This is a genomic window from Ignavibacteriales bacterium (genome assembly GCA_026390595.1).
Lineage (GTDB): Bacteria > Bacteroidota > Ignavibacteria > UBA10030 > UBA10030 > UBA9647.
Genome location: JAPLFQ010000002.1, coordinates 1 through 7,170, shown reverse-complemented (window position 1 = coordinate 7,170; position 7,170 = coordinate 1). Strand labels below are relative to the sequence as shown.

Genomic DNA, 7,170 nt, shown 5'->3' with positions numbered 1-7,170 from the left:
AGTATACTGTCCCGACGTCACATCCGCAACTACGGCTTGCTTAAATGCTATACTGAAACGACGTTGTACCTTTTCCATCGCCCGGCTCCTGTTGGTAGGTAATTACTACCTGTCAACTTATTCCCGGACGAGACAACTATTCACAATTCACTCTTCACTATTCACATCTTAGCCATACGAGGTCTACCATGAATACCACATTTTCAAACACCCCCTCCTTCCAAAAAGCTCAACGCATCGTCAAGAAAGCCCGCATCGGCATTTGCGGCACAGCCGGATCCGGCAAGACACTCACATCCCTGAAACTTGCCTCCGGCCTCGGCCAGAGGATAGCGTTGGTCGACACGGAGAACAACTCCAGTGTCCTCTACGCCGATCGCATCGATTTTGACGTCCTCAACATCGAACCACCGTTCGAAATCAACAAATACATCACCGCCATACACCAGGCCGAGGCAGCCGGCTACGATGTTCTCATCCTCGACAGCATCTCTCACGCCTGGGCGGGTGAAGGTGGCTTGCTCGACACTCAGGGCAAGCTCGCTGATGGAGGAATGAACAGCTTTACCGCCTGGCGCAAGTTGACACCCCAGCACAACGCATTCATCGAGGCGATGATCCGGTCAAAACTTCATCTGATCGCTACGATGCGCTCGAAGATGGATTACGTTGTCGAGACAAACGAGAAAGGAAAATCAATTCCGAAGAAGGTTGGACTTGCACCGGTACAACGAGAAGGAATGGATTACGAATGTGCGACTTGTCAAGCTGCCTGAACAATTGTTCTCTGTGAGGAATCATATGAGAACCTACTGTTCCACCAGTAGTAGCCTGCCGGCATATGCGTCCGGAGTAATCTGGGGGTATAAAGCTGCCGGGACAAAGTAGCCCGCCAATGTGGTAAGTCCGAGTCGTGAGACAAAGACTGTTCCTGCTAGTGTCATGCGGGATGGGCGCCAGGCTTGATGGTAAGGTTAACGCGAAGTGAACTGTTGATAAACGTCGTCATCTAGCAGGAGCCAAAGACACTGAGAGGCTCCGACCCAAAACGGGAAGTGGTCAGTTGATCCTCTATTCATTGGGATCACGTGGATAATAAGACCATCGGCGAAAAGACAGAACCTAACCCATCATGTTGTTTACGCGGAACAAGGAAAACCCGAATCTCTCCTAAGTTGAATCATCAGGACAGCGACCCGCAAGGGTAGCCCACGGAGATGCGGGCATGGGATGTCGGAAAAAGCGAATGCTGGCAACCGAAAGGCAAAACAGTTTCACTGGCCAGATAGAGGTTTGAATGTCACCTCACGCGAAAGCGGGCAGACTTCCGACTGGTCTTTCAACACGAGAAAGCCTACAGAACCTCTTGAAAGGAGGAAAGCAAATGATGACTGCGCAGGTATGCAATCAAGCGACAGTTTGTGCGCCTCCTACAGACGTGGAATGGCACGAGATCGATTGGGCCATATGCTACGGAAACGTAAGGAGGCTGCAAGCACGCATCGTGAAGGCAACACAGGGAGGCAGATGGGGGAAGGTGAAAGCTCTCCAACATCTGCTGACCCACTCGTTCAGCGGAAAAGCAATTGCCGTCAGACGAGTGACCGAAAACCAAGGCAAGAACACGCCGGGGGTTGACAAAGAAGTTTGGTCAACTCCTAATTCGAAAACCAAAGCCATACAGTCTCTCAGACGGCATGGGTACAAGCCGCAACCTCTGAGACGGGTCTATATCCCGAAAGCAAACGGTAAGAGACGTCCACTCGGTATTCCGACGATGAAGGACAGAGCCATGCAGGCGCTGTATCTGCTGGCGCTTGAACCTGTCGCCGAAACGACCGCCGACCACAACTCCTTCGGTTTCAGGAAGGAAAGGTCGTGCCATGACGCTATTGAGCAGTGCTTCAAAGCTTTGAGCATGAGAAGCGCGGCGCAGTGGGTAATGGAGGGAGACATCAAAGGATGCTTTGACAATATCAACCATGATTGGATGAGTGCTCACATTTGTACAGACAAAGGGCTCCTTCGAAAATGGTTGAAAGCTGGATACATTGAAGACAGGAAGTTATTCCCAACCAAAGCAGGTACACCACAGGGAGGGATAATTTCCCCAGTCTTGGCCAACATGACCTTGGACTCACTGCAATCGCTGTTGGCAAAACGATTCCATGGGAAGAACCTATATGGAACCGGAAAACAACGGTGGGTAAATCCAAGAGTCAACTTTATCCGGTATGCCGATGACTTCGTTATAACGGGAGAATCCAAAGAACTCCTGGAGAATGAAGTCAGGCCGCTTGTAGAAGCATTCCTAGCGGAGCGGGGTTTGGTCCTCTCCAAAGAGAAGACCAAAATCACTCATATCGATGAGGGCTTTGACTTTCTCGGTCAGAACATACGCAAATACAAAGGGAAGCTGTTGATAAGGCCTTCCCAGAGGAGCGTATCTGGCTTCAAGAGAGAAATCAAAGCGAAGGTCGATGAACTGGCAACTGCCACTCAGATCACCTTGATACGAGAAGTTAACCCGATCATAATCGGGTGGACCAACTATCACAGGCACGCCTGCTCTGGCAAGACCTTCAAGGGTATTCAGCACTGGCTCTGGCAAACGACGTGGCGATGGGCAATGAGAAGACACCCTCTCAAAACTGCACAATGGGTCAAAGACAAATACTACCACCATAACGGGAGAAGGGACTGGAACTTTGGAGTACCACAGAGCAACAACAAGTACTTCAATCTGATGAATACAATGGATGTGAAAATCATCAGGCATCCATGGATTCATACCAGCGCCAACCCCTTCGATCCAAAATGGGAAGAGTATTTTGAGAAGCGACTTGATCTCAAGGTCAGAGGCTCAGTGGTCAGGCAGAAGAAACTCGTCGCTCTCTGGAGAGAACAGAACGGGACATGTCCCGTTTGCCAACAGAAGATTACGGGAATAGTCGAGTGGCAGGATGTTGTAGATTGGCATAGCCACCACATTATCCCCAAATCTGAAGGCGGGTCGGACGAAAACTCCAACCGTGTTCTTTTGCATCCAAACTGCCACAGGCAAGTTCATAGCCAAGGAATCACAGTTGTGAAACCGGCTCCTCGCAAGATGGGCTTACGAAAGGCTTGAGCCGTATGAGGGGAAACTCTCACGTACGGTTCTTAGAGGGGAAAGAACCAGCAATGGTTCCGACCTACTCGACTTGACCTTGTTTTCGATCTCGACCTTAATCACAACGCCCAATCCACGAAAGATCGGTCAAGCCTCTTTGACGGAAGAATGGTATCGAAACCGGATGAGAAGATCGGAAAGCAGATTCTCGAGTGGCTCGACCGAGGCCAGCAACTATTGCCGGCTACAAACGCCGCTGCCCCGGCCCAGACTCCTATTTTCAATGAATCCGGGTTCTTGACGGGCGAGAAGGAAACGAAGGCGATGCTCGACGCGATCCAGAAGGCTGCTACGATAGAGCGCCTGGATTCAATCGATCAGAGCCGGCAGAAAGGGCTCAGCACCAAGAAACTCACAGAGGATCAGGCGAAGCAGATCACTGATGCCATTGCAGCTAAGCGCTCTCAATTGCCACACAATTCACAAACCAAGGCTGCTTAGGCTGTTCAGCATGTCGGGGTGGCGCAAAGGTCACCCCGATTGGTTGTATTCAACCCCTCGTGCTCATAACTCCAACCAATGTCGAACGGATAGAATTCGCATTTGCAAATGACCCGTCATGCAGATTGTCTGGCGCTTTGGCTGCTCCGGTACGGATGAACCACATTCTAGGATTCGGACAAATCTTAGACGGAGAGCGGATTTTCTAAAATACGTTGATACCCAACGCTTTTCCTACCATATTCCCCCTGTTCCATCGCCAACATGCACCGAAGCAAGATTTTAATATCGCGCCTCCCCGAAATCATCACGGCGATCAAGCAAGGCCATTGTTCTTCCCGTGACACGGAGCAATTGGCAGAGATTTGCACTTCTCTGGCAACAACTCTGATCTCGTACCGCATCATTAGAAACTCTGCTAATCAGTTCCACCTCGGACTTTCACACGAAGATATCGCGGCCGATTGTGTTGCAGATTTATTCATTCGGCGGAGTGATGATGAAGTCCCCTCACGTTTACGGTCGTTCTTTACGGATATCGAAACAGAAGGTTTGAGCCCCGAAGCAATTCTTGTTCAACTGCGGACATTAGTCTCTTACGCAGTCAACAACGGGCTATTTCGCATTTACAACGAGTGCGACCCGACACTCGGGAAGATTATCCGCAACATCAAGATCTACATCAAGACCAGTCCAATCCTGAGCATTGCATCGCGGTTTGGAGACAACTACATCGCAGCTGCTGATGTGGATGCTTGCCGGCATCTCCCTGAAATGCCACAAGAAGTCCTCGAGGGGAAAATTGCGGCTATCCCCTCTGCAACGTCTGACATCCGGAGCCTAATGTCTCACCTCGCCCAAATCATGGTTGAGACGAATGAGTATCAGCGGACTATTCCGCTGGTGAGCGTTGCGCAGGTTTTCCGAAAGCACATTTGTGTCTGTGACATCCCTGAAGACGAAATCCAGGAGGAATCGCAGAATCTTCGGACCGGCGATCTCAAGACAATCATCCGTGAATCCTGTTCCCAAGTGAGCAGAAGCGCTCGACAGAGATATGTCGCAAAAGGTAAGGTAAGTGCACATTTGTACGACTGTTATTTCAGTTCCATAGAGAAGTATCTCGAGAGACTCATGGCCGGAACTGACGGCGATCCTGATTCCCTGTATTCCGTTTTGGTAGAGTTCCATCCCGGGTTATCGAAAGCTGAATACCGCCAGTACCACAAAGCTACACTTGAATACTTGGCACGGAAATGCAAGAAGACGTGCGCAGGAATGATGAAACGGATCTGATCTCCGGCCGCCACGGTGCAGATCTAACCGCCCGGGGCCGATTCAATTGCTTCTTTTCACTTCGGATGCTGGACTGAAAGGAAATATGGTTAACCATGTGGCACCCTGATGATCATACGCTTCATCTCTTCGCGGCACGCGCTCCAGAAGTGGCCTCGATGCGCGACCAGATAGAGAGGCACGTCCATACATGCACCGGATGCAGAGAGACAGTCACAAGGCTTGAGAACGAGCTCAGAACATTCGAAGCACATCTGGACCATTCCATCGGTAGTCGTCTTGCCGTCATTCCGAAATCGAACTCGAGTGTAGCATTCCCGACAATCAGCATACCACCGACAAGAAAGTATCCTGCATACTCGCCTCTCGGCCTATGGCAAAGAGCGGCAGCGTTCGCTGTGCGCCATCCAGCGATTTCGTTTTCGTCGACAATCGGAGCTTTGACCTCTTTGCTCCTGATCCTGAGCTTGGTCTATCCAGGAGCAAGATCCGCCAAGTTTTCTTCAATAAATCCGAATTCTGGCAGCTCCACTATCGAGATACTCGATTCGAAGAATGAAGTCTCTCTCAAAATCCCCACCAACAAAGATGTCCTGGACAAGCTCGACGTTTTCTCACATCGGTTGAACTTGATAGATCTTCGCGGTGACGGGAGCAAAGTCATTATCACGACATTGCCAGTCCCGCCTTTTGCCGGAGGCAATGTGCTTCGGGTTATTGATGACAACCTTTCAATCGTCTGGAGTCTCGATCCTCATAATGAGATTGTACATTTCAATGAGAGGGTATACGACCGTCCATTTCGCCTCCGGTATTTCGTAACCCTTCAAAACCCCAAGACCGGTTCGCTGGAAACCTTTGTTGAGGGTACCAACACAAATTCTCCCTCAAAGATTGTACGTATCAATGACAGTGGTCAAATCCTGGGCGAGTACTATCATTTTGGTCAGTTTTCCATCCTGGACACGCTCACTCTGGGAGTGCATGGCAAATCTTCCCTCATCATCGGCGGAACGAATGACGTCAACGAGAACATATCAAGTCCTTTTTCCTTTGTAGCCGTTCTGGATCCGTTCGGCATCGAGGGCAAAAGCGAGTCACAGGCAACTCGAGGATTCGGATTCCCTGCGTCGCATGCGGAACAGTATTACCTGCGACTTCCTGAAAACAAGGAAATCAGCGAGATCTCAGGGCAAAATCCAATTCCGATCTTTGATACAAGTCGTAATGACTCAGTGCTTAGAATCGCTCTGAGGTACTCCATCGGAGACCAATTCTATTCCTTCCATCTTGCTTTCGGACCTGATCTGAAACTCAATTCAATCAACCCGACCTCGCCGGTGATTTCTCTTCTAAAATCGCTGAGAGAACGCGGGACCGTCAAGTACCTCGCGACAGATTGGATCTACCTCGAGAACATGCGGAAAAAGACCGAATATTTTGATGGTCGAGCCTGGGCCCGAACTCCAACCAGAGTTCTCTCTCATTGACCCCCAAAAAATATCTCGTCGGTTTTCATCTTTACTCCTTCAGTGCAAGGAATCAGAGGGTAGCTAGTCCTCTGATTCAAGTTCTTCACAAAGAAGGAGAATTCGAGTGAACAAAAAGACCGCATTTCTTGCCCTTTTCCTTTGTTGCCTATTTCCCATCCGCAACGCAAACGCCCAATCCGGATTGGTAGCCTATTTTCCGTTTAACGGTACTGCCGACGATGCTTCCGGCAACCTGAATAATGGCACCGCCACAAACGCCACACTTGTGGCAGATCGACTTGGAAATGCGAATAGCGCATTTTCGTTCGACGGAACCACCAGCAAAGTTGTCATTCCCAATTCGGCATCGCTGGCCTTTCCTGCAGGGCAAGATTTCACAATTGAGCTCTGGCTTCGTTGCCCTTCGACCATCGGGAACTATGCCGGATTAGTCGTTAAAGCCATGGCAGATGGAGAACCGGGTATCCCGTGGTTCCAGTTTGTGCTTCAAGATGGCAAGGCGTTGTTCGAGGTCGGCAACTACTCAACAGGTGCAAACACATCCATCCAGGGAACTACCAATCTCGCGAACAACCTCTGGCATCGAATCGCTGTCGTCGTAGCAAGATCGACAACAACTGCAAGAATCATTGTGGACGGTCAGATCGAAAAGGAAAGCTCTCACGCTCTTTACGGCCTGTCATTCACCAATACCAAGAACCTCGTTATCGGCACAGAGCGAAACAATTCCCGGTTCTTCAAAGGTGATCTCGATGAAATCCGGATCTA

6 protein-coding genes are annotated in these 7,170 nt (G+C 50.0%); all 6 read left to right on the top strand.

The window, feature by feature from the left end; genetic code table 11:
* Positions 1–188: 188 nt before the first annotated feature.
* On the top strand, positions 189–776 hold the full coding sequence (locus NTU47_00075; GenBank protein MCX6132177.1) for an AAA family ATPase: 588 nt from the start codon (positions 189–191) through the stop codon (positions 774–776).
* 611 nt (positions 777–1,387) lie between these two features.
* Entirely contained in the window at positions 1,388–3,130 is a 1,743-nt protein-coding gene (gene ltrA, locus NTU47_00070) for a group II intron reverse transcriptase/maturase (protein ID MCX6132176.1), read from the top strand.
* A 150-nt stretch (positions 3,131–3,280) separates the two neighbouring features.
* A complete protein-coding gene (locus NTU47_00065) occupies positions 3,281–3,613 on the top strand; it encodes a hypothetical protein (protein MCX6132175.1) in 333 nt (110 codons plus the stop codon).
* Positions 3,614–4,165: 552 nt separating this feature from the next.
* Complete coding sequence (locus NTU47_00060; protein ID MCX6132174.1) at positions 4,166–4,909, top strand: hypothetical protein; 744 nt, start codon at positions 4,166–4,168, stop codon at positions 4,907–4,909.
* Between the two features lie 95 nt (positions 4,910–5,004).
* Positions 5,005–6,399: a hypothetical protein gene (locus tag NTU47_00055; protein MCX6132173.1), complete on the top strand. Its 1,395-nt coding sequence runs from the start codon at positions 5,005–5,007 to the stop codon at positions 6,397–6,399.
* 106 nt (positions 6,400–6,505) lie between these two features.
* A partial coding sequence (locus tag NTU47_00050; GenBank protein ID MCX6132172.1) for a LamG domain-containing protein occupies positions 6,506–7,170 on the top strand: 665 nt, incomplete at its 3' end.

Excerpts from the sequence above, each read along its gene's own strand:
- NTU47_00065 (MCX6132175.1), top strand. The coding sequence starts at position 3,281 with ATGGTATCGAAACCGGATGAGAAGATCGGAAAGCAGATTCTCGAGTGG.
- ltrA (MCX6132176.1), top strand. The coding sequence starts at position 1,388 with ATGACTGCGCAGGTATGCAATCAAGCGACAGTTTGTGCGCCTCCTACA.
- NTU47_00075 (MCX6132177.1), top strand. The coding sequence starts at position 189 with ATGAATACCACATTTTCAAACACCCCCTCCTTCCAAAAAGCTCAACGC.
- NTU47_00055 (MCX6132173.1), top strand. The coding sequence starts at position 5,005 with ATGTGGCACCCTGATGATCATACGCTTCATCTCTTCGCGGCACGCGCT.